This window comes from Streptomyces sp. B1I3 (assembly GCF_030816615.1).
GTDB lineage: Bacteria > Actinomycetota > Actinomycetes > Streptomycetales > Streptomycetaceae > Streptomyces.
Genome location: NZ_JAUSYD010000001.1, coordinates 1105683 through 1126872, shown reverse-complemented (window position 1 = coordinate 1126872; position 21190 = coordinate 1105683). Strand labels below are relative to the sequence as shown.

21 protein-coding genes are annotated in these 21190 nt (G+C 72.5%); 8 read left to right on the top strand and 13 right to left on the bottom strand.

Annotation, left to right across the window (positions count from 1 at the left end; all coding sequences use genetic code 11):
• Positions 1–35: 35 nt before the first annotated feature.
• The 4 genes from QFZ58_RS05345 to QFZ58_RS05330 all read right to left on the bottom strand — a co-directional run bounded on the left by QFZ58_RS05345 (position 36) and on the right by QFZ58_RS05330 (position 4714).
• Positions 36–1670, bottom strand: a complete 1635-nt coding sequence (locus QFZ58_RS05345; RefSeq protein WP_307123738.1) for a (2,3-dihydroxybenzoyl)adenylate synthase — start codon at positions 1668–1670, stop codon at positions 36–38.
• Entirely contained in the window at positions 1667–2869 is a 1203-nt protein-coding gene (locus tag QFZ58_RS05340; protein WP_307123737.1) for an isochorismate synthase, read from the bottom strand. The genes QFZ58_RS05345 and QFZ58_RS05340 overlap by 4 nt, the downstream gene beginning before the upstream one ends.
• Positions 2870–2930: 61 nt before the next feature.
• Positions 2931–3731: a 2,3-dihydro-2,3-dihydroxybenzoate dehydrogenase gene (locus tag QFZ58_RS05335; protein WP_307123736.1), complete on the bottom strand. Its 801-nt coding sequence runs from the start codon at positions 3729–3731 to the stop codon at positions 2931–2933.
• The gene (locus QFZ58_RS05330) at positions 3728–4714 is read right to left on the bottom strand and encodes an ABC transporter substrate-binding protein (RefSeq protein WP_307123735.1); all 987 of its coding nucleotides are present in this window, start codon (positions 4712–4714) and stop codon (positions 3728–3730) included. The genes QFZ58_RS05335 and QFZ58_RS05330 overlap by 4 nt, the downstream gene beginning before the upstream one ends.
• A gap of 221 nt (positions 4715–4935) precedes the next feature.
• Between QFZ58_RS05330 and QFZ58_RS05325 the strand changes: the two genes are divergently transcribed.
• Genes QFZ58_RS05325 through QFZ58_RS05315 form a run of 3 tightly spaced genes read left to right on the top strand, consistent with a single transcriptional unit; the run spans position 4936 to position 7867 of the window.
• On the top strand, positions 4936–5964 hold the full coding sequence (locus QFZ58_RS05325; RefSeq protein ID WP_307123734.1) for an iron ABC transporter permease: 1029 nt from the start codon (positions 4936–4938) through the stop codon (positions 5962–5964).
• Positions 5961–7010: an iron chelate uptake ABC transporter family permease subunit gene (locus QFZ58_RS05320; protein WP_307123733.1), complete on the top strand. Its 1050-nt coding sequence runs from the start codon at positions 5961–5963 to the stop codon at positions 7008–7010. Before QFZ58_RS05325 ends, QFZ58_RS05320 begins: the two co-directional genes overlap by 4 nt.
• An 8-nt stretch (positions 7011–7018) precedes the next feature.
• Positions 7019–7867, top strand: a complete 849-nt coding sequence (locus tag QFZ58_RS05315) for an ABC transporter ATP-binding protein (protein ID WP_307123732.1) — start codon at positions 7019–7021, stop codon at positions 7865–7867.
• Between the two features lie 58 nt (positions 7868–7925).
• Here the strand turns inward: QFZ58_RS05315 and ligK are convergent, their stop codons facing one another.
• Positions 7926–8609 (bottom strand): 4-carboxy-4-hydroxy-2-oxoadipate aldolase/oxaloacetate decarboxylase, encoded by a 684-nt coding sequence (gene ligK, locus QFZ58_RS05310; RefSeq protein ID WP_307123731.1) that lies wholly within the window; start codon positions 8607–8609, stop codon positions 7926–7928.
• 28 nt (positions 8610–8637) lie between these two features.
• The gene (locus QFZ58_RS05305) at positions 8638–9663 is read right to left on the bottom strand and encodes an amidohydrolase family protein (protein WP_307123730.1); all 1026 of its coding nucleotides are present in this window, start codon (positions 9661–9663) and stop codon (positions 8638–8640) included.
• A 213-nt stretch (positions 9664–9876) separates the two neighbouring features.
• Between QFZ58_RS05305 and QFZ58_RS05300 the strand changes: the two genes are divergently transcribed.
• Positions 9877–10545 (top strand): GntR family transcriptional regulator, encoded by a 669-nt coding sequence (locus QFZ58_RS05300; protein WP_307123729.1) that lies wholly within the window; start codon positions 9877–9879, stop codon positions 10543–10545.
• A 187-nt stretch (positions 10546–10732) separates the two neighbouring features.
• Here QFZ58_RS05300 and QFZ58_RS05295 read toward each other — a convergent pair whose 3' ends face one another.
• From QFZ58_RS05295 to QFZ58_RS05275, 5 genes are all read right to left on the bottom strand, one after another.
• Positions 10733–11227 (bottom strand): FBP domain-containing protein, encoded by a 495-nt coding sequence (locus QFZ58_RS05295; protein WP_307123728.1) that lies wholly within the window; start codon positions 11225–11227, stop codon positions 10733–10735.
• A 48-nt stretch (positions 11228–11275) separates the two neighbouring features.
• A complete protein-coding gene (locus tag QFZ58_RS05290) occupies positions 11276–11779 on the bottom strand; it encodes an NUDIX hydrolase (RefSeq protein WP_307128777.1) in 504 nt (167 codons plus the stop codon).
• A gap of 53 nt (positions 11780–11832) precedes the next feature.
• On the bottom strand, positions 11833–12735 hold the full coding sequence (locus QFZ58_RS05285) for a hypothetical protein (protein WP_307123727.1): 903 nt from the start codon (positions 12733–12735) through the stop codon (positions 11833–11835).
• The gene (locus QFZ58_RS05280; RefSeq protein ID WP_307123726.1) at positions 12732–13745 is read right to left on the bottom strand and encodes an SPFH domain-containing protein; all 1014 of its coding nucleotides are present in this window, start codon (positions 13743–13745) and stop codon (positions 12732–12734) included. Before QFZ58_RS05280 ends, QFZ58_RS05285 begins: the two co-directional genes overlap by 4 nt.
• Before the next feature lie 199 nt (positions 13746–13944).
• Entirely contained in the window at positions 13945–14574 is a 630-nt protein-coding gene (locus tag QFZ58_RS05275) for a TetR/AcrR family transcriptional regulator (protein ID WP_307123725.1), read from the bottom strand.
• 163 nt (positions 14575–14737) lie between these two features.
• On the opposite strand from QFZ58_RS05275, the gene QFZ58_RS05270 reads away from it, so the two are divergent.
• Together QFZ58_RS05270 and QFZ58_RS05265 are read left to right on the top strand one after the other, a co-directional pair.
• Positions 14738–15583: a phosphatase PAP2 family protein gene (locus tag QFZ58_RS05270; RefSeq protein ID WP_307123724.1), complete on the top strand. Its 846-nt coding sequence runs from the start codon at positions 14738–14740 to the stop codon at positions 15581–15583.
• Positions 15580–16566 (top strand): DMT family transporter, encoded by a 987-nt coding sequence (locus tag QFZ58_RS05265; RefSeq protein WP_307123723.1) that lies wholly within the window; start codon positions 15580–15582, stop codon positions 16564–16566. Before QFZ58_RS05270 ends, QFZ58_RS05265 begins: the two co-directional genes overlap by 4 nt.
• A gap of 117 nt (positions 16567–16683) precedes the next feature.
• Here the strand turns inward: QFZ58_RS05265 and QFZ58_RS05260 are convergent, their stop codons facing one another.
• Entirely contained in the window at positions 16684–17250 is a 567-nt protein-coding gene (locus tag QFZ58_RS05260) for a PadR family transcriptional regulator (protein ID WP_307123722.1), read from the bottom strand.
• Positions 17251–17336: 86 nt separating this feature from the next.
• Positions 17337–19352, bottom strand: a complete 2016-nt coding sequence (locus QFZ58_RS05255) for an NADPH-dependent 2,4-dienoyl-CoA reductase (protein ID WP_307123721.1) — start codon at positions 19350–19352, stop codon at positions 17337–17339.
• 228 nt (positions 19353–19580) lie between these two features.
• On the opposite strand from QFZ58_RS05255, the gene QFZ58_RS05250 reads away from it, so the two are divergent.
• Both QFZ58_RS05250 and QFZ58_RS05245 read left to right on the top strand, forming a co-directional pair.
• On the top strand, positions 19581–20111 hold the full coding sequence (locus QFZ58_RS05250) for a DoxX family protein (RefSeq protein WP_307123720.1): 531 nt from the start codon (positions 19581–19583) through the stop codon (positions 20109–20111).
• 214 nt (positions 20112–20325) lie between these two features.
• Positions 20326–21150: a DUF1206 domain-containing protein gene (locus QFZ58_RS05245; protein ID WP_307123719.1), complete on the top strand. Its 825-nt coding sequence runs from the start codon at positions 20326–20328 to the stop codon at positions 21148–21150.
• The last annotated feature ends 40 nt before the right edge of the window (positions 21151–21190 follow it).

Here is a 21190-nt window from a genome sequence, read left to right as displayed (position 1 = left end):
TGCGGGTGCGTTCCGGCGGACTCGGGGGGACGTCGTCAGGACCGGGCGGGGGCCGCTTCGGAACGCAGTCCCTTCTTGCTGACCTTGCCGATACCGGTCTGGGGGAAGGCGTCGACGAACTCGACGAGGTCGGGGACCTTGTAGGCGGCGACACCACGCTCGCGGACCAGTCGCTTGACGGCGGCGGGCTTCAGCGGCTCGGCGCCCTCGCGCAGGATGACGTAGGCGAGGGAGCGTTCACCCAGGTACTCGTCGGCGACGCCCACGACGGACACGTCGTGCACGGCGGGGTGGGAGAGGATGATGTTCTCGATCTCCTCGGGCGCCACCTTCTCACCACCCCGGTTGATCTGGTCCTTGGCCCGCCCCTCGACCACGAGGTGGCCGGTCGGCGTGCGGCGCACGATGTCGCCGGTGCGGTAGAAGCCGTCGGGGGTGAAGGCCCGGGCGTTGTGGTCGTCCGCACGCCAGTAACCGCGGATCGTGTACGGGCCGCGGGTCAGCAGATGGCCGTAGCCGCCCTCCGCGACCTCGTCGCCCGCGTCGTCCACGATGCGGATCTCGTCGTCCGGGGAGATGGGGAGGCCCTGCGTGGTGACGACGGTCTCGTGGTCGTCGTCCAGGCGCGTGTAGTTGACGAGCCCCTCGGCCATGCCGAAGACCTGCATGAGGCGGCAGCCGAGCGCGGGTTCCAGGCGGCGGGCCGCCGCCTCGCTGTACTTGGCACCGCCGACGAGGACCAGCTCCAGGCTGGAGAGGTCCTCCTCGGCGTCGGGGGCGGCCTCCGTCCAGACCAGGGCGAGCGGAGGCACCATCCCCGTCATCGTGACGCGTTCGCGCTCCACGAGGGGGAAGGCCGTCGCCGGGTCGGGGCGGGGGCAGAGGACGACGGTGCCGCCGGCGTACAGCGCACCCAGCCAGCCGGGCGAGCTCATGGGGAAGTTGTGCGCGGCCGGAAGGACGACGAGGAAGCGGGTGTCCTCGTCGACTCCGCAGATCTCGTTGGACCCGCGCAGCGAGTAGATGTAGTCGTCGTGCGTACGGGGGATGAGCTTGGGCACCCCCGTCGTACCGCCCGAGAGCTGCAGGAAGGCCAGGTCGTGCGGTTCCGGTCCGGCGAGCTCTCCGGCCGGGGCGCACGGCACGTCCGACAGCGCGGTGTGCTCACCCGGGTCGCCGACGACGAACACGTGTCGCAGGGTGGGCGTCCGCTCCCTGACCTTGGACGCGAGCGCCCGGTGGTCGAAACCGGCGTGCGCGTCGGGGATCACGTAGGCGACTGCCTCGGTGAAGGAGCAGAAGTACTCGATCTCCGTCTCCCGGTGCGCGGGCAGCGCGTACACGGGCAGGGCACCGAGGCGGAACAGCGCGAAGGCCACCTCGATGAACTCGCCGATGTTGGGGAGCTGCAGGACGACCCGGTCACCCCGGGAGATGCCGCGGGCGGCGAAACCGGCCGCCAGGCGGGCCGAGTTCTCCTCCAGTTGCCGGTAGGTCCAGGTGCGCCGCTCGGGCGCGGGGTCCACGACCGCGATCCGGTCGGGGTGCGCGGCTGCGCGCCCGGCGAGCACGGAGCCGAAGGTCTCACCGCGCCAGTGGCCGGCCGCCCGGTAGCGCTCGGCGAACTCGGCGGGCCAGGTGGGCGCGTCGGCGCCCGAGTCGATGGTCACAGTGTCGCTCCCACGGCGTCGAGGAATGTCCGGAACTTGGCCCCGGTCTCCGCGGTCTCGGCGGCGGGGGACGAGGCCGCGACCACGCCGGCCCCGGCGAACAGCGTCAGGGTGCGGCCCTCGGCCTCGGCGCAGCGGATCGTGACGACCCACTCGCCGTCACCGTCAGCGTCCTGCCAGCCGAGCATGCCGGTGTACGCACCGCGGTCGAAGGGCTCCGACTCGGCGATGACGGCGCGGGCGACGTCGGTCGGGGTCCCGCACACCGCCGGTGTGGGGTGCAGGGCGGAGGCCAGGTCCAGTGCCGTGGTGGTCCCCGGGTCGGCGAGGTCTCCGGTGAGGGTCGTCGACAGGTGCCACATCGTGGCCGTCCGTACGAGCGTGGGGTGTTCGGGGACCTCCAGGCGCGTGCAGAACGGGGCGAGGGCCTCCCGTACGGCATCGATGACGACGGCGTGCTCGTGCAGGTCCTTCGGTGATTCGAGGAGCGCCGCCGCCCGCCGGACGTCCTCTGCCAGGTCGCTGCTGCGGGGAGCCGATCCGGCCAGCGGATTGGCGACGAGCTGTCCGCCCCGGCGCGCCACGAGCAACTCCGGGCTGGCACCGATGAGGGTGCGGCCGGGGCCGCTGGGCACCGCGAAGGTGTAGCCCCTCGGGTCACGGCGTGCCAGCCGGCCCAGCATCGCGGGCAGATCGAGGGCGTGGGAGGACGTGAGCTCCAGGGTGCGGGCGAGCACGACCTTGTCGAACTCCCCGGCCCGCATGCGCCGCACGGCCGACGCCACCGCGTCGCCGTACCGGGCGGCGGCCGGGACCTCGCGCATCGCCCAGTCGGCGGCGTGTTCTACGTCCGGCCCCCGCAGAGCGATGAGCGGGTCCTCGCGCAGGGCGGGTGCCCGGCGTACGGATGACGGAACCGCCAGCGCGGGAGCTCCGTCCGGGTCGAAGGGCAGAGCGCCGATGACCATGGGGGCCGGGTCGCCCGCGCGTCGTCGGGCATCGAGGACGTCGCGCACCCGAAGGGCCACCGGGCGTGCGTCGTGGGGTATCTCGGCCGCGGTGCCGCTGCCCAGCAGGGTGTGACGGGGTGTGGCGAGGAACCTGTCCGTGCCGGGCCGGTAGGCCTCCAGCAGGGCGGTCGCCGCGCCGGCGGAGCGGAGCGGGGGGGAGTCGGTGGGGACGCGCAGGGAGGCAGACATGGTTTCGTCTCCAGTGGGGGTGGGCTCGAACTGCGGCAGGACGGCACCGGGTCGGTGCGTCTCAGGCACGCAGCGTGGCTCCGCCGTCGACATACAGGTCGTGCATGGTGATGTGGCGGGCGCGGTCGGACACGAGGAAGGCGACGGCGTCGGCCACGTCGGACGGGTCGGCGATGCGGCCGAGCGGGATACCGGTCCGGTAACTGGCCGCGTCCCCTTCCAGGACGCTCCGGGCCCCGGCCTCCTCGTTGCCGGGGCCGCCCGCCGCCCACATGCCGCGCTGCATGTCGGTCAGGGTCGATCCCGGGGAGACGGTGTTGCACCGCACCCCCCGGGACGCCACTTCCAGTCCCAGGCACTTGGTGAACATGACCGCCGCCGCCTTCGACGAGGCGTAGGCCGCCATGTTCGTGCGCGGTATGCCGGCGGCGTTGGACGCGACGGTGACGATGCTGCCGCGGCCCCGCTCGGCCATCCGGCGCGACGCGGCCCGCGAGACGTGGAACACGCCGTTGGTGTTGACGGCGAACGTGGCCGCCCAGTCCTCGTCCGTCAGCTCCGCGACGGACGAACCGCGCAGTATCCCGGCCACGTTGACCGCGATGTCGAGCGGCCCGAGCGTGTCCTCCGTCTCCGCCACGAGTTCCTCCACGGCCTCGGCGTCCGTCACGTCGAGTTCGCGGGCGGTGACCCGGCCGTCGTACCTGCCGGCGACGGCGGCAGCGAGGCCCTCCGTGTGCAGGTCGGTGGCGAGGACGCGTGCGCCGTGTCCGGCGAGTGCGTGGACCACGGCCTCACCGATGCCCCGGCCGGCCCCGGTGACGAGGGCCAGCCGGCCGGCGAGCTCCTGATCGGTGCTCACTTGACCATGGCCTTCCGGATGTCCTCGAGCACCGAGACCGCGGCCTGGGCGCCGCCGAGGCTGGTCCACTTGGAGCCGTCGACCACAGTCGCGTGCTTGTCCTTCACGGCGCCCAGCTGCTGGTAGGCGGGCTTCTCGGAGAGTTCGGTGAGAAGGCCCGCGTCCGTCCCGGCGTCCAGGGTGCCGATGAACAGCCAGTCGCCGTCGATCTCCTCGAGGTTCTCGTCGCTGAGCGGCGTCGAGTGGCCCTCGCCCTTGTCGTTCTGGATGCCGGGGCGCTTGAAACCGAGGTCCTTCAAGACGTCGCTGATGAAGACACCCTGCTGCATGACCGCGGTGCCCTTGGCCGAGTAGCGGGCGACGGAGACGCTCGCGCCGGCCTGTGTACCGAGATCCGTCCTGAGGGCCGCGACCTCGGTGTCGTAGCCCGCGAGGAACTTCTCCGCCTCGTTGGACTTGCCGAGCGTCCTGCCGGTGAGCTCCAGGGACTTCTTCCAGTCCTTGGTGCCGTCGATGGTGACGACGGTGGGGGCGATCTTGCGCAGCTGCGCGAGCACCTGCTCGTCGGCCATCTGGCCGGCCAGGATCACGTCGGGCTTCGCCCGGACGACCTTCTCGATGTCGGGGCCGGTGACCGCGCCCACCACGGGTATGCCCTCGGCCCGGTCGGCGAGATAGGCGGGGGCGCCCTTCTGGCCACGTCCCGCGGTGAGTCCCACCGGCTCGACTCCCAGGGTGAGTGCGGAGTCCAGGTCCATCTCGCTGAGCGCCAGGACGCGCTTCGGCTCGGCGGGCACGTCCACCTTCGTGCCGGTCGCGTCGGTGATGTGGGTGGTGGCGCCCGACCTGCCCGAGTCGTCGGACGCGGCTTCCGGCTCGGAGGACCCGCAGGCGCTCAGCGTCAGTGCGCAGAGAGTGAGCAAGGACGCCGCAACGACAGGGCGGGCGTGACCGCGGGAAGAGGGGAACGAGCTGGGCGCCATGGCCTGGGGTCTCCGTCTGTGTTCGTATGGTCGTCTGTTCCGGCGGGCTCTCCCGCGGCATCACGGGAGTGGGCTGGGGCCATGACACCTCTTCAGGGCATGACGAAGTCCGGGCACCCGCCGGAACCGGGCGGATAGGTTTAGGTTAGGCTACCCTTATGTCGATAGCGCAAGGGGGCCGGCCCGGAACAGCCGGAACCCGCCAACGTGAAAGCCCGCCGATGACGGCGGAGGGGCGCACCGTTCCGTGGACCACCGCGGGACTTCTCGTCCTTCTCCTCGGCCTGGTGGTGCTCTCCCTCCTCGTCGGCACCGGTTCCAGTTCCGCGGGCCGCGCCTGGGACTTCATCACCGGTGACGCCGCCGCCCGTGGCGACGCCCAGATCCGGCTGGCCGTCATGGACGTACGCCTCCCGCGCACAATTGCCGCCCTGCTCGTCGGTACCTGCCTCGGTGCGGCGGGCTGCCTCCTCCAGGCCGCCACCCGCAATCCTCTGGCCGAAACCGGACTGCTCGGCGTCAATTCCGGTGCCGCGTTCGCCGTTGTGCTCGGGCTCACCTTCTTCGGCGCCGACTCCCCGGGCGCGCTTTTGGTGTGGGCCCTGTCCGGCGGCATGGCCGCGAGCGCCGTCGTCCTCCTGTTCGCCGGTTCCGGACGCACCGCGGGCTCTCCGCTGCGCCTCGTTCTGGCCGGATCCGCACTCGGCGCCACCTTCCACGGCTGCACCTCGTACGTCCTGCTCGGCACCCGGTCGACGTTCGACACCTACCGCTACTGGACGATCGGTTCGCTCGCCGGAGTCGAGATCTCCGACCTCGTACCGCTCCTGCCGCTCGTCGCCCTCGGTCTGCTGGTCGCGCTCGGCTGCGCCCGCCCCCTCTCGGCGCTCGGCCTCGGGGACGACGGCGCACGCTCGCTCGGCCACCACCCCGGCCGTATCCGTCTCGTCGTCGCGGGAGCCGTCTCCCTGCTCGCCGGCTGCGCCGTCGCCGTGGCCGGGCCCATCGCCTTCCTGGGACTGCTCGCGCCGTACGCCGCCCGGGCGCTGACCGGGCCGCGCATGACCGCCCAACTCGTCCTGTCCGCGGTGATCGCGGCCGACATCATGATCGTCGCCGACATCCTGGCGCGGATTGTCATCCGGCCCTGGGAGACGCCGGTCAGCGTGCTGCTCGCCTTCGTGGGCGGACCGCTGCTCGTCTGGATCGCCCGTTCCGACCGCCTGTCCACCGCGGGAGGCACGGCATGACGGATGTGACACCCCCCGACAGCACCGTCCTGCGCACCGGGACGCTCTCCTGGCTCCTCCCGCGCCGCAGCGCACTCGCCGCCGTGCTGCTCGTCCCGCTCATCGCCGTCCTCATCGCCCTGGCCGTGATGGCGAGTTCGACCGGAATGAGCCTGTCCGAAACCGTCTCCGGGCTCCTGGGCACCGGCGACCCCGGCACCGTCATGATCGTGCGGGACTTCCGGCTGCCCCGCATCTTCGCCGGACTGATGGTCGGCGCGGCCCTCGGCATCGCCGGCTGCCTCACCCAGACCCTCGCGGGCAACCGCCTCGCCACCCCCGACCTGGTCGGCGTCAACGACGGGGCCACGGCCGCCGTCGTCGCCGCCGCGGCCGGCTCCACCACAGGGATGGTCGGCGACTGGTGGCTCGGGCCCATCGGAGCCGCCGCCGCCGCGGTGGTCGTCGTCCTGTGCGCCGGCGGAGCGGGCAGCGCCGGCTACCGCGTCCTCGTGGCCGGGATCGGGGTCTCGACGTTCATCGGCGCGGTGAGCGACCTGATCATGTCCCGCGAGAACGACAACACCGCGGGCGGCGTGTTCCTCTGGGCCGTCGGCAGCCTCAACGGACGCGACTGGGGCGTCGGCACGCCACTGGCGCTCGTCCTGCTGTTCCTGGTCCCGCTCGCCCTCGCCGTCGGGCACAGGCTCCAACTGCTGCGCTTCGACGACGACATGGCGGCCTCCCTCGGCGTCGACCTGCGCCGGTTGCGCGCGGGCGCCCTCGCGCTCGCCGTGGCCCTCGCAGGTACGGCGGTCGGTGTCGGCGGTCCCATCGCCTTCGTCGCGCTCGCCGCCCCCGTCCTGGCCCAGCGGCTTGCCGGTCCCACCCGGGTGCCGATCACCGGCTCCGCACTGGCCGGGGCCGCTCTGATCGCCGCGGCCGACGCGCTGGGGCGCGTCGCCGCACCCGTCGAACTGCCCGTCGGCGTCGTCACCAGCGTCCTCGGCGGCCCCTTCCTGCTCTGGGTCCTGTTCCGCCCGGACCGTGCCACCGGAAAGGCGTGACCACCCCCATGACCGACACCACCACCCCCGCGACCGGCGCCCCCGGCGGCACCGGCACACCGGCGCCCGGCATCGACGTCCGGGCCCTCCACGCCGGGTACCCGGGCCGCCCCGTGGTCGAGGACGTCGACCTCACCGTCCGCACCGGACAGGTCGTCGCGATCGTCGGCCCCAACGGCTGCGGCAAGTCGACCCTGTTGCGCACGATCGCACGCCTGCACCGGCCCGATTCCGGCACCGTCCACATCGGCGGCGAGGACATCTGGGAGCTGAACCGGCGCCGCGCCGCCCATCGAGTGGCCCTGCTGCCCCAGTCACCCCGCGCCCCGGAAGCCGTCACGGTGGCCGGACTCGTCCGTTATGGCCGCCACCCCCAGCAGGGGCTCCTGCGCCAGTGGTCACGCGCGGACGAGGACGCCGTACGCGACGCGCTGGAGGCCACCGGAACGACAGAACTGGCCGCCGAACGCCTCGACAGGCTGTCCGGCGGCCAGCGCCAACGGTGCTGGCTCGCCATGGTCCTTGCCCAGCACACCCCCGTGATCCTGCTGGACGAACCCACCAGCGCCCTCGACCTCGGCCACGCGGTGGAGGTCATGGAGCTCGTACGCGAGGTGGCCCGGTCGGGGCGGACCGTCGTCATGGTCCAGCACGACCTTGCCGCCGCGGCCCGCTACGCCGATCTCCTCGTCGCCATGAAGGACGGGCGCGTCGTCGCCCGCGGCACACCGGCCGACACGGTGGACGAGTCGCTGGTGAAGGAGCTCTACGCGCTCGACGCGGACATCCTGCGGGCGCCGGGCGACGGATCACCGGTCGTCGTACCGAGGAGCGGCCCGCTCACGGAGGCGATGTGATCCTCCCCGCCGCTCGGGGGCCTCACCGAGGCTGAGCCTCACCGGCTCCCGGCCTCCGTCAGTCGACGTACCGCAGACCCGCGGCCTCGAGCGGCTCGCGCATCGCGTACATGTCGAGGCCGAGTTCACCCGCGGCGAGCCGTGCGCGCTTCTCCTCCTCCAGGTCCTCCCGGCGCCGGGAGGCCTCGGCGACCTCGGCGACCCGGTCCGCGGGCACGACGACCACTCCGTCCGCGTCCGCGACGACCACGTCACCGGGACGGACGAGCGCGTTGGCGCAGACGACGGGGACGTTGACCGATCCGAGGGTGGCCTTGACCGTGCCCTTGGAGTTGACCGCCCGGCTGAAGACCGGGAAGTCCATCTCCCGCAGGGCGGTGACGTCGCGGCAGCCGCCGTCGATGACGAGGCCCATGCCTCCCCTCGCGCGCACGGACGTGGCGAGCAGCTCGCCGAAGAACCCGTCCTCGCACTCGGTGGTGCACGCCGCCACGAGCACGTCACCGGGCTGGAGCTGCTCCACCGCGACGTGCAGCATCCAGTTGTCGCCGGGCTGCAGCAGTACGGTGACCGCCGTGCCGCACATCGCGGCACCCGGGTAGACGGGTCGGATGTACGGGCGCATCAGGCCCAGGCGGCCCATGGCCTCGTGGACGGTGCTGACACCGAAGGGCTTCAGCGCGTCGACGGCACGGCGGTCGGGACGGACGACGCCGCGGTGGACGACTCCGAGTTCGTGCATGGCTGTGCTCTCCTTCTTCGGCGGGGTCTCAGCGGCCCTGGCGCTTCAGCAGCGCGTCCAGACGGGGGTAGACGGAGCGGGCGTTGTGCTCCTGGACGTCGGCCAGGCGCTCCGGGGACAGCCCTGCGGCCTCGGCGTAGCGGCGGGTGTCGTCGAAGTGGTGACCGGTCCGCGGATCGATGTCCCGGACGGCACCGATCATCTCCGAGGCGAAGAGGATGTTCCGGGTGGGGACGACGTCGAACAGCAGGTCCGAGCCGGGCTGGTGGTAGACGCAGGTGTCGAAGAAGACGTTGCCCAGGACGTGCTCCTCCAGGGACGGCTTCCCGAGCGCCGTCGCCAGGCCGCGGAACCGCCCCCAGTGGTAGGGGACGGCGCCTCCGCCGTGCGGAATGATCAGCCGCAGGGTGGGGAAGTCCGCGAAGAGGTCGCCCTGCACCAGCTGCATGAAGGCGGTGGTGTCGGCGTTGAGGTAGTGCGCACCGGTGGTGTGGAAGGCCGGGTTGACGCTCGTGCTGACGTGGATCATGGCCGGGACGTCGTACTCGACCATCTTCTCGTAGACCGGGTACCAGGAGCGGTCGGTGAGCGGGGGTGACGTCCAGTGGCCGCCCGAGGGGTCCGGGTTGAGATTGAGTGCGACGGCGCCGTACTCCTCCACGCAACGGGTGAGTTCGGGGATGCAGGTCGCGGGGTCGACGCCCGGGGACTGGGGCAGCATCGCGGCGGGGACGAAGCGTTCCGGGTAGAGCTCGCTGACGCGGAAGCACAGCTCGTTGCAGAGAGCCGCCCACTCGGAAGAGGTGGCGAAATCACCGACGTGGTGGGCCATGAACGACGCGCGGGGGGAGAAGACCGTCAGATCGATGCCGCGTTCGTCCATGAGCCGCAACTGGTTCGGCTCGATGCTCCGGCGCAGGTCGTCGTCGCTGATCCTGAGGTCGGAACGCAGGGGGGCCGGCGAAGGGCCGCCGAGCCCGGCGATCTGCTGCTTGCGCCAGGCCTCCAGTGCGGGCGGGGCCGTCGTGTAGTGGCCGTGGCAGTCGATGATCATCGTGTTCCTCTTCGTGATACCCGGGGCGTGCCGGTCCGGAGCGCGTCCTCCCCGTACCGCCACACCCCGGCCGGCTGTCACGCCACCGTAACCGTCGACGAAATTGTTGACAATATGCCTGACGAGAAAGTTTCGTGCATCATCGCTGCTAGCGTCGGCGTGGAGGGTGCGCGCCACGGAGGGGATTTCCGGACGAGTACGGAAGGCGGAGGGGTGACGTCGAATCAGGTCACCGGCCGACAGGGTCGGAGTGCGGTCTGCAGTGGCATCCGGGAGGCGCTCGCGGCCGGCGACATGGTGCCCGGACAGCGCCTGGTCGAACAGGAGTTGTCCGAGGTCTACCAGGCCACCCGCAGCTCCGTGCGCGAAGCCCTGCAGGACCTCGCCGCGGAAGGTCTGGTGGAGCTGATCCCGCGGCGCGGGGCACGGGTCCGGGTGATCTCCGTCGAGGAGGCGATCCAGATCACCGAGTGCCGAGCCCTGCTGGAGGGCCTGTGCGCCCGGCGTGCGGCAGAGCTGGCCACGGACGCGGTGCGCAAGGAACTGCGGGACATCGGTGCCGGGATGAGCCGGGCCGTGGCGGACGGCGACCCGGACGCCTACTCGGTACTGAACCGCAGGCTGCACGAGTGCCTGGCCGAGGTCGGCGAACAGAAGGTCGCCCAGGCGCTGCTCGAGCGGATGAACGGGCAGATGGTGCGGTACCAGTTCCGCCTCGCGCTGCGCCCCGGCCGCCCGGCGCAGTCGCTGCCGCAGCACCTGGCGATCATCGACGCGGTGGTCGCAGGAGATCCCGGGGCGGCGGACGCCGCGGCCCGGGCGCACGTGGAGAGTGTGATCGAGGCGCTCCGGGAGACCCCCGCTCCGGCCCGCCCCGTGTAGGCCGGTCCTTCGGCGATCACCGCGTAGGCCGGTCCTTCGGCGATCACCGCGCAGGCCGGCCTTCGGCGGTCACCGCCTACGGTGACGGCCGGCCCCGGAGGAGGGGCCGGCCGTGAGGGTGTTCCGGCCGCGACGCGGGTGATCGGGTGACGGGGCGACGTGGGCGGCGACGGTGCGAGGTCGGCGTTCAGGCGGCGAGGGTGTCCAGGAAGGCGGAGAGCTTGTTCCTGGTCCGCTCGATCTGCTGTTCCACGGTCAGTGACTCCTCGAAGCGCCGTCCGGACGCCGGGAGCTTCCTGCCCCGGACGTACAGCGAGCAGTCGAGGTCGGTGCAGACGTAGATGCCCACCGAATTCCCCTCCCGGCCGGCCTGCCCCCTCTTGCGGGCGGTCATCAGCGAGACGCCGTTGCCCGGATGCGTCGTCAGGCAGACGGAACACATGCTGCGGTGCAGGAAGCCGCGCTGCTGGGACGGGAAGCGGAGCGTGACCCCGGTCAGCTCGCCGTGGTGCTCGGTGACGATGTAGCTCCGGTCGGGCGCGGAGAGGTCCCGCCAGCCCAGGAAGTCCAGGTCGTCCCACGGCTGCTCGTCGAGGTCGCGGGGCAGCGGCAGGCGCTTCGCCTCGCCCTTGGAACAATTGACGAACGAACCCCGGATGTCCTGCTCACTGACTGCTCTCATGTCGGCGAGGCTAGATCTGCCTATGAGCTTTAGGCAAATGATTAACAGCTATAGGCCAGCGCCTGACGGGAGGGCGATGGGCAGGTGGTGGGCCGGGGGGTGCCGGATGCCGAGGTCCGGGCGCCAGGCGGCGAGGATCTGGGCGGAGGGATCGAACAAGGCGTCCGGCAGCTCGTCCGGCGCGGTCCACCGCCACGCGCTGATGAGGTGGGGCTCGGTGACCTCGGCGTCGGCCGCCTCCACCCTCACCAGCGCCGCCATGCTGATCCGGTTGATGCCGCCGACCACGTCGTACAGCATCGCGAACACGCTCACGGCCCCCTCGGACACACGGAGCCCCGTCTCCTCGCGCAGTTCACGCGCGGCGGCGGCCGCGACCGACTCGTGCGTCGGATCGATCTTGCCGCCGGGCAGTTCCCAGGTGCCGTCGCGGTGCCGGCCGAGGAGGATCCTGCCCTCCCCGTCCTGGACGACGACACCTACTCCGAAGGCCGCCTGGGCGAGCGGCGGGCGGGTGTTGCGGGTGGAGGGGTGTGCGGAGTCGGTGGCCATGGGCTGCTCTGCTCCCGGCTGGTCGGGGGTGGGCGGACGCGACTCCGTCATCCTCACACGACCAGGTCGAGGGAGGTGGGGGAGATCGCGAGCCGGACGCTCTGGCCCCACGTCAGCTCCAGTGCGTCCGACTCCACGCCGTCGCCGAAGACCACCATCCGGTCCGACTCGACCGTGAGCGCGAGACCGTCCCCGCGTCCCAGCTCGCCCGCCACCAGCGCGGTACCTGTCGCGGGGGAGGGCCAGGCCTCGCGCACGAACCAGAGCAGCCGGGGATCGGCCGGTCCGGGAAGCCGCAGCGTGCTGCCGCGCTCGGTCCACAGTGAGCGCAGCCAGCCGGTGGCGCCCGTACCGGTGCCGACCAGCACACCCGAGGAGGCCTGGGGCTCCTCCGCGACCGGGGCGGCGCCGTCGGGGCGGATGCGGTAGCGGGCGGTCTGGTGGCCGGGCGGTCCGAGGTAGATCTCGTTCAGGGCGAGCAGCCGCTGAGTGTCGTCCGCGACGGCCTCGACCATGGTGAGCGCCTCCGTCCGGTCACCGGGCGCGACGGCGGCCCGGCACAGTGCCGCGGTGTCGGCGGCCCGGTGGCGTACGAGGACGCCGGGGTTGCGGCCGGGGTCCGCGTCGATGCCGATCACCGGCCGTCCGGACAGGTACTTCGCGGCGTTGGCGACCAGGCCGTCCTGTCCGACGACGAGCACCACGTCCTCGGGAGCGAACAGGAAGCGGTCCAGGTCCGCCCGCTCCACCCGGGTGCGGCGCCACTGCAGCGGTACGGCACCCGCGACGTCGCTGATCGCCCGCCGGTTGCGTGCGTGGCGCTCGGCCACCTCCTCGATGGACTGCCCGCGGGTGGAGAGGAAGAACGCCGCCTGCCCGTGCGTCCCGTGCCGCTCCAGCAGTTCCTCGTACTCGGTCCTGCGGTGCACCAGCACCGCCCGTGGCGCCAGGCTCACGCGCCCGCCCCCGGTTCGGCCCTGCCGAGCCTGGCCAGCAGGCCGGTGAGTACGTCGGGGGAGAGGGTGAGGCTGTCGATGCGGGGGAGGTTCTCGGCCACCCTGGTCGCGGCGAGCGCGTGGAGCGTGCCGGCGTCCGCCTCGGAGTGGACCCGCAGCCAGGCCGCCTGGGCCTCGGCGCGCGCCGCCCCGATGTCGCGGGCGGCCTCCGCCTCCGCGCGGGCCAGACGCACCGTGCGGCCGGCCTCGGCCTCCGTGCGCACCGTGTCGGCAGCCGCCTTCTCCTCGGCCTCGCGGCGGGCGTTGATGCCGCGCCGGTCGACCAGCTGCTCCTCCCGGCGGGCCAGTTCGATCTTGCTGGCCAGCTCGTTCTCGGCGATGGCCCGCTCGCGCTCGACCGCCACGGCCCGGCGTTCGTAGACGGCACGGTCGGCGTCCTGCTGGATCTGTTCCCTGGCCGGGGTGCGCAGGGCTCGCTCCACCTCCGCCTCGGGGCGGATGGCGACCACGCGTACGGCCACCACGTCGATCCCCGTGGCCGGCAGCCGCGGCTCGGCCGCGAGCCCGGTGGCCACGCGTTCCCGCACGGTGGCGACCCCGTCCACCAGTGCCACGGCGAGGGGCGTGCGGGCCAGGGCGTCCAGGGTGTGCTGCTGCGCCGTCTCGGTGAGCAGGGTGGCGATCTGCTCCAGCGGGGCGCCGCGCCACACGCCGGTGTCGGGGTCCACCGAGAAGTCGAGCCGGGCGGCGGCCTCGGCGGGGTCGCTGATCCGGTAGGTGACGGTGGCCTGCACCGTGACGTCCTGGAAGTCGGCCGTACGGGCGTGGAACGCCGTGGCCAGCTCGCGGTCGTTCACGGGGACTTCGGAGATCGCGGCGGACAGGGGCCGGAACCAGAAGCTGAGGCCGGGGCCGTCGTGGGCGAGTCTGCCGCGCTTGTGATGGCGGATGTGGGCGGTGGGCGCGGAGCGCAGGTGCCGCCGGCCGAAGCGCCGGGTGATGTCGGCCATATCAGGACCCCCTCTTTTTCGTCATAGCGACGATAACGCGCGTCCCTGTATATCGTCAAGAGGACGAAAAGGGGGGCGCGCGGAAACGCGGCCGGCCGGTGGTTTCCGTGGAAACCACCGGCCGGAGGTGCGCCGACCCCGTCCCCACGGTGCGGCGCGGCGGGCCGTCGTCATCCGCGAGGACGACGGTCCACGTTCATCAGGACCTGGGTGGGGGCCCCGGGGTCACGAGTGCGGGAAGCACGGCGCACTCGATGAAGCTGGTGAGGAACCCATCCTCGTTGTACCGCCCCTCCAGCAGCGGCCGGGCGCGCATGACGCCGAGCAGCTGGGCGGCGACGAACGGTACGGCGGGGTTGTCCGCCGCGACCTCGCCGCGCTCGACGGCGCGCCGCACCATCGCGTCGATCGCGGCGATCGAGGGCGCGATCAGGGCCTCGCGCAGCGCGCACAGCAGGCCCGGGTTCTGCAGGGCGGCGTGGCTCAGCGCGTGCATCAGGGCCGTGTCGCGGTTCGACGCCGCGTCGATGGCCCGCGCGGCCTCGCGGAGGTCACCGCTGAGGCTGCCGGTGTCGATGTGGGCCAGCAGGGGGGTGCGGGTGCCGTGCAGGGCGGCGACGACCAGCTCGGGCTTGGAGCCCCACTGGCGGTAGAGGGTCGACTTGCCGCACCGGGTGCGCGAGGCGACCCCCTCCATGGTCAGGGACTCGTAGCCACCCTCGCGCAGCAGTTCCAGCACGGCCGTGTAGAGCTCCTGCGCCCGCTCCGGCGTGATCTTCGACCGGCGCGACGCCGGCGGTGACTCCTGTGCGGAAACGGACGACTGCATGTGCTTCCCTCTCTGCGCTCACCTGCGACGGGGACCTCCGATACGCCAGTGTACCGATACGTGCGTGTACCGATACGCCTCCGTATCGGTACACTGGCGTATCGATACGGCATGGACCACCATGCCGGTCCCGTAACAGCGCTTCGTCAGCAAAGGGGCACGGGTGATGCACACCCGCAGCGAGCCTGCGGACCGGGAGCCGGACACCTGTGCCCGACCGCCCCTGCTCCGCGAGTTCCTCCTGGTCGCAGGACTCTTCCTCGTCTACAAACTCGGCCGCCAGGCCGCGAACGGACACACCGAGGAAGCGTTCCGCAACGCCGGGCACGTCTGGGACCTCGAACGGGCCCTCCACCTTCCCGGCGAAGGGGGCGTGCAGAGCGTGCTCATGCACAGCCACACGCTGGTGCAGGCGGCCAACACCTACTACGCGAGCGTGCACTTCCCGGCCACGCTGCTCTTCCTGGTCTGGCTGTACTGGCGGCGCCCGCTCCACTACGTGTGGTCGCGCCGCATACTCGCCGCCCTCACCGGGGCCGCACTCGCCCTGCACCTGCTGTTCCCGCTCGCACCCCCGCGCCTGCTGCACGCGACGGGCCTCGTCGACACCGGCCAGTTGTACGGCCCGACGGTCTACGGCGCCACGCCGTCCACCGACTCGATGGCCAACCAGTTCGCCGCGATGCCCTCCCTGCACTTCGGCTGGGCCCTGACCGTCGCCGTCGGGCTGATCGTCGCCACCCGCTCGCGCTGGCGGGTGCTGTGGCTGCTGCACCCGCTGCTCACCCTCCTCGTCATCGTGGGCACGGCCAACCACTACTGGCTCGACGCGCTCGTGGTCTCCGCGCTGCTCTCGGTCGCCTTCGCCGCGCTCCGGCTGCCCAGCCCCGACGGCACCCCGGTCCACCTGCCCTGGCCGACCGCGCCGGTGGTTCTCCCGGCCCCGGCCTACGCCTCCCACGGGTCCCACCCGTCCCACAGCTACGCACGGACCGGAGTGGGCCGATGAACGCCACGCTCATAGCCGTCCTGCTGTCCCTCGTCTCCGCGGGCGCATACGCGGCAGCAGCGGTGGCGCAGGCCCGCCTCGCCGGCCGGACCGAAGCGTCGACCGGCGTCCTGAGCATGCTGCGCCGCGGTGCCTGGTGGTCGGCGGTCGGCCTCAACGCGGGCGGAGCACTCCTGCACGTCGCCGCGCTGAAATACGGACCGCTCACCCTCGTCCAGCCGCTCGGTGCGCTCACCCTCGTCGCGGCCGTCCCGCTCGGGGCCCGCGCCGCGGGACGCCGGGTCAGCTGTACCGAATGGCGCGGCACGGTCCTCACCCTGCTCGGCCTCGGCGCGCTGTTGCTGGCCGCGGGCGGATCCGCACCGCACGACACGCTCACCCTGACCGAAGCCCTCGCCGTCGGCGCGGTGACCATGGCGCTCGTGGCCGGTCTCAGCCGCCCCGGCACACGTCCCGGACTCCGGCACGCAGCCGCGTCCGGCATCACCTCGGGTGTGGCCTCCGCGCTCACGCAGACACTGACGGTCGCCTCCACCGACCACACCGGTCCCCTGCTCAGCTGGCGACTGGTGACCGTGGCGCTGCTCGTCTCCCTCTTCGCCATGGGCGGCCTGCTGCTCTCCCAGACGGCGTACCGCGGAGGTCTCGGGGCTCCGCTCGCCGTGGTCACCCTCGCGAACCCGGTCGCCGCCGCGGCCATCGGCCTCGTCCTGCTCGGCGAACACCTGCAGGCCGGGGCGATCGGCCTGGTCCCGGCCCTCATCGGCGCCGCGGCAGCCGGACGGGGAGTCATGCTGCTCAGCCGCGCGCAGGACCGGCCCGCCCCCGCCGAGGCCCCGGCTGCCGGCAGCGTCGTGAGCACACCGCCACGCGTCGTCATCGCGGGCCCGTCCCGCACCGGGCCGTCACGCACCGCAGCGTCCGCTCCGGGGCCGCGGACGCTGCATGCCGAGCCGGTCAGGACCTCGGTCGGCGGCCCCTGACCGAACGGCCGCCGCCCGGGAAGGAACGGGCTGGCGGGAGACCGCGATCTCGGAGTAGGAAGCCGGAAGCCGGAAGCCCGGAAGCCCGGAAGCCCGGAAGCCGGACCCGGGTCAGGGTCAGGGCCCGGTCCCGAGGTCGGCCCGCCCGCTGCCAGGCCCCTCGAGTTCGCCGATCGCCGTGGCCAGCCACCCCGTCCAGAACGTCTCGAGGTCGATGCCCGCGCGCAGCACCAGATGCCGCAGCCGGTCCTCCTCGGCCGTGCGTTCCGGCGGGAAGTCGCGGCGCTCGATCTCCCCGTACTCCGCCAGCTGCCCCTGGTGCAGTGCCAGGTGCCTGCGCAGCTCCGCGACGAGGCCGGGCGCCCCGACCACCGCCGCCGCCCGCATCCTCAGCAGCAGCGGATCGCGCATCGGGCGCGGGTCCTCGGCGAGCGCAACCCAGGCCGCCAGCTCCTCGCGTCCTGCGGGCAGCACCTCGTACTCCTTCTTCTGCCCCCGGGCCGGCTGCGAAGTCGGCAGGACCCTGATGTGCCCCGCCTGCTCCAGCTTGCCCAGCTCGCGGTAGATCTGCTGGTGCGTCGAGGGCCAGAAGTAGCCGATCGACCGGTCGAACCTACGGGTCAGCTCCAGCCCCGACGACGGCTTCTCGAGCAGGGCGGTGAGGATCGCGTGCGGGAGTGACATGCAGTGCATCCTAGGGACGGTCGGACGGGGCCCTTCCCGCGGACCGCGCCCCGCCACGGACGGGCACACGGGAAGGGCGGGGGCCGTCAGAGCTCCGCGGCGAGCTCCGTGCCCTGGCGGATCGCGCGCTTGGCGTCCAGCTCGGCGGCCACATCGGCGCCGCCGATCAGGTGCACCGGGCGGCCCGCCGCACGCAGCTCCTCGTACAGCTCACGACGCGGTTCCTGCCCCGCGCACAGGACGACGGTGTCGACCGGCAGCAGGTGCTGCTCGCCGTCGACGGTCAGGTGCAGGCCCTCGTCGTCGATCAGGTCGTAGGACGCGCCCGCGATCATCGTGACTCCGCGGTGGCGCAGCTCGGTGCGGTGGATCCAGCCGGTGGTCTTGCCCAGCCCGGCCCCGACCTTGGTCGCCTTCCGCTGGACGAGGTGCACCGAGCGCGGCGGCTTCGGACGCTCCGGGGCGCGCAGTCCGCCCCGGTCCGCGTAGGCGGTGTCCACGCCCCACTGCCGGAAGAACACCTCGGGGTCCAGGCTCGCCGCTTCGCCACCGTCGGTGAGGTACTCCGCGACGTCGAAGCCGATGCCGCCCGCTCCCACGATCGCGACCCGGTCGCCGACCGGGACTCCGTCGCGCAGGACGTCCAGATAGCTGACCACGCTGGGATGGCCGACACCGGGGATCGCGGGGGAGCGGGGCTCGACCCCGGTGGCGAGGACGACCTCGTCGAAGCCGTCGAGCGCGGCGGACGTGGCGCGGGTGGAGAGCCGGAGCTCCACGCCCTCCTCGGCCAGCCGGGTGCGGAAGTAGCGCAGCGTCTCGTTGAACTCCTCCTTGCCGGGCACCCTGCGCGCCACGTCGAGCTGGCCGCCGATGTCGTCGGCCGCGTCGAAGAGGGTCACGGAGTGTCCCCGCTCGGCGGCGGTGACCGCGCACGCCAGCCCGGCGGGACCGGCCCCCACCACGGCGACGCGCTTACGGCTCCGGGTCGGCGAGAGCACCAGCTCGGTCTCGTGGCAGGCGCGCGGATTGACCAGGCAGGAAGTGATCTGCAGGCTGAAGATGTGGTCCAGGCAGGCCTGGTTGCAGCCGATGCAGGTGTTGATCGCGTCGGCACGGCCCTCGGCCGCCTTGGCCACGAAGTCGGGGTCGGCGAGGAAGGGCCTCGCCATCGACACCATGTCCGCGCGCCCGGAGGCGAGTATCTCCTCGGCCAGTTCCGGCGTGTTGATGCGGTTGCTCGTCACCAGGGGCACGGAGACCGCGCCGCGCACCTTCTCGGTCACCCAGGTGAAGGCGCCGCGCGGGACGGAGGTCGCGATGGTCGGGATGCGGGCCTCGTGCCAGCCGATGCCCGTGTTGATGATCGTCGCGCCGGCCGCCTCGATCTCGCGGGCCAGCCGCACGACCTCCTCCAGCGTCGAACCGCCGGGGACCAGGTCGAGCATGGAGAGCCGGTAGATCAGGATGAAGTCGGGGCCCACCCGCTCGCGGACCCGGCGCACGATCTCGACGGGGAAGCGGATGCGGTTCTCGTAGCTGCCGCCCCAGCGGTCGTCGCGGTGGTTGGTCGCGGAGACGATGAACTCGTTGATCAGATAGCCCTCGGAGCCCATGATCTCGACACCGTCGTAACCGGCCTGCCGCGCCAGCTCCGCCGCGCGGACGAAGTCCTCGATCGTCTCCTCGACCTCGTCCCCGGTCAGGGCGTGCGGGGTGAACGCGCTGATCGGGGCCTTCAGAGCGCTGGGCGCCACCAGGTCCGGGTGGTGGGCGTAGCGGCCGAAGTGCAGGATCTGCATCGCGATCCTGCCGCCCGCCTCGTGCACGGCGGCGGTGACCTCGGCGTGCTGCGCCGCCTCGGCCTCCGTGGTCATCTTGGCGCCGCCCGGGAAGGAGCACGCGCGCTCACTGGGGGCGATGCCTCCGGTGACCATGAGCCCCACCCCGCCGCGGGCGCGGGCCGCGTAGAAGGCGGCCATCCGCTCGAAGCCGCGCTCGACCTCCTCCAGGCCGATGTGCATCGATCCCATCAGCACCCGGTTGGGAAGGGTGGTGAATCCGAGGTCGAGCGGGCTCAGCAGGGTGGGGTACGGGCTCATGGGGGTCTCTCCTCGCACGGTGTCGTCGTGCCAGTTGTAGACCACCTCCCCGCCATTGTGCAACTAGTTGCACAATGGCGTTCGTCCCACTCGTCGGAGGGTTCGGGCAGTCGCCGCACGGGGCGGGCCACGAACGGCGTAACACCGGCGCACCTCGCCGCCCGGACCCGGCGACAGTGGTTGCGTACGGCTCACTACCCGCCCGTTCCGCGCCGACAGGAGACACCCATGACGGCCCTCAACCGACGTGACCTCGGACTGTTCGTACTCAGGGTCGGCACGGGAGCCGTGCTGGCCGCCCACGGCAGCCAGAAACTCGCCGGCTGGTTCGGCGGCGGCGGCATCCAGGGCACCACCGCGGCGATGGAGGCCATGGGCTTCCATCCGCCGAAGCACAGTGCCGTCGCCGCCGGAATCGGCGAGGCGGGCGGCGGGGTCCTGCTGGCACTCGGCCTCGCCACCCCGGCGGCCGGGGCCGCGGCCGCCGGCACGATGGCAGGCGCGGTGGCCGTGCACGCGCCGGCCGGATTCTTCGCGATGGGCGGCGGTTACGAGTACCCGGCGTTCCTCGGCTTCACCGCGGCCGCGATCGGCCTGACGGGTGCGGGCCGCTACTCCCTCGACCACGTCACCGGTCACCTCTTCGACCAGCCGTGGACGGTCGCCCTCGCGTTCGCGGGCAGTGCCCTCGCCGCGGCCGCAGTCGTGGGCCGCCGCGCCAAGGACAACGCCGCGGCAGCGGGTGACGACGAGGCCTGAAGGCGCCGGGGCCTGAAGGGGCCCGGCGTCAGAAGGCGCCCGGCGTCAGAAGGCGCCCGGCGTCAGAAGGCGCCCGGCGTCCGAAGGCGCCCGGCGTCCGAAGGCGCCCGGCGTCCGAAGGGGCCCGGGGGGTGTCCGCGGACCCGTCGGGAGCGTCCCCGGCATTGATCGCCCGTTCAGGGGCATCCGGCAGTTCATGAATACGAACGCGTGGATGGCGAACGGACGGGGCCGCGCCAGAGGGGCGGCCAACAGCAAGGCCATGGACGTAGGGGCGCGAGCCGGGTTCGTCGCGCGCGGGGTGATCTACCTCCTGGTCGGCGTGCTGGCACTGCGCATCGCCTTCTCGGACGGCGGCGGAGAGCAGGCCGACCGCGGTGGCGCCATCGCGGAGATAGCCGAGAAGCCCTTCGGGAACATCCTGCTGTGGGCGCTCGGTGTGGGACTGGCCGGGATGGCCCTGTGGCGCCTCTCCGAGGCGGTCTTCGGCCAGGCCGGCCCCGACGGTCACAAGCCGGGCAAGCGGGTGATGGCCGCCGCGCGGTCCGTCTTCTACGCCTTCGTGTCCTACTCCGTGCTGTCCTACGCCGCCGGTGACCAGGGCAGCGGCAGCGGATCGAGCGATCGGCAGACCGAGGACGTCACCGCCCGGGCCCTGGGCTGGACCGGAGGCCAGTGGATCGTCGGCATCGCGGGTGCCGCCGTGGTCGGTACCGGGCTCTGGATGGTCTACCGGGCCGTCACGCGCGCGTTCCACAAGCGCCTCAAGATGGCGGAGATGACCACGAAGATCCGTCGTGTCGTCGACGTCCTCGGCGTCTTCGGCGGAACCGCACGCGGTGTCCTCTTCGCGACAGCGGGCGGATTCGCCGTCGCCGCGGCCGTGCGGCACGAACCGGGCAGGGCCAAGGGCATGGACGACACCCTGCGCTCGTTCACCGACACCCCCGCGGGACCCTGGCTGCTGGCCCTGATCGCGCTCGGCCTGGCCGCCTTCGGCGCCTTCTCCTGGGCCTCCGCCCGCTACCGCAGGATCTGAACGGCAGGCCGTTCCGCCCGTCGGGACGGCACCACCCGCA